The following is a 768-nucleotide window of genomic DNA, read 5'->3' on the forward strand; positions in this document are numbered from 1 at the left end:
GACCTGATGAAGGCGCAAGCGGAAGGGCGGTTGGAGGAGAAGCTGACGCGCTACGCCAAGCCGAAGCTGCTGATCATCGACGAGTTCGGCTACCTGCCGCTCGAGCCGCATGCCGCGCACCTGTTCTTTGCCCTGGTGAGCCGCCGCTACGAGAGGGGCAGCAACCTGGTGACCAGCAACCGCAGCGTGAGCGAGTGGGGGATCGTCTTGAACGACCAGGTGGTAGCGACAGCCATCCTGGACCGGCTGCTGCACCACAGCCACGTGATGACCATCCGCGGCGACAGCTATCGCCTGCGGGAGAAGCGGCGGTCCGGGCTACTCAAATCCAATGCCGCACCGGCTCCGGCCGGGACATCAGCGTGACCGGGGTGGCTGGGTTTTCGGTGTCGCCAGTGGATGGGTTCCGGATGTCGTTTGACATCCTCGCCTGCCTGCGGCCCGGCGGGACCCTTCCGTGGTGGTCTCCCGCGACAGGGGCGCACGCTCGCCGTCGCATCTGCTCAGGCTTGCATCGGCCCGGCAGCCGCCAGCCCCACAGGGTAGCAGCGGTCGCTCCGCCTGCGGCCCAGGTCGTCCTCGCGTCACCGCTGTTGCCAGCCGCCTCGCGGTGCAGCCGCCGGGGAACTAACCAGGCCGACTGAGATGCCGGCAGAGGGCAGGTTAGCCGCAGCAGCAGGAACACCACCCAAGCGGCTCCGGGGCGGGCTGGGGGTTTTACCGGCGCCTCTGCGCTGCCTCTGCTGCAGTTTGCGAAGGATGGGGGGT

The 768-nt window shown here is 68.1% G+C and carries 1 protein-coding gene; it reads left to right on the forward strand.

Going from position 1 to position 768, the window contains the following annotated elements; translation table 11 throughout:
* The coding region (locus Q7A36_RS40395; RefSeq protein ID WP_305109424.1) for an ATP-binding protein at positions 1-366 on the forward strand (366 nt) is incomplete at its 5' end.
* Positions 367-768: the final 402 nt, after the last annotated feature.

Origin of the sequence: Paracraurococcus lichenis, from assembly GCF_030657435.1 — a bacterium.
Taxonomy (GTDB): domain Bacteria; phylum Pseudomonadota; class Alphaproteobacteria; order Acetobacterales; family Acetobacteraceae; genus Paracraurococcus; species Paracraurococcus lichenis.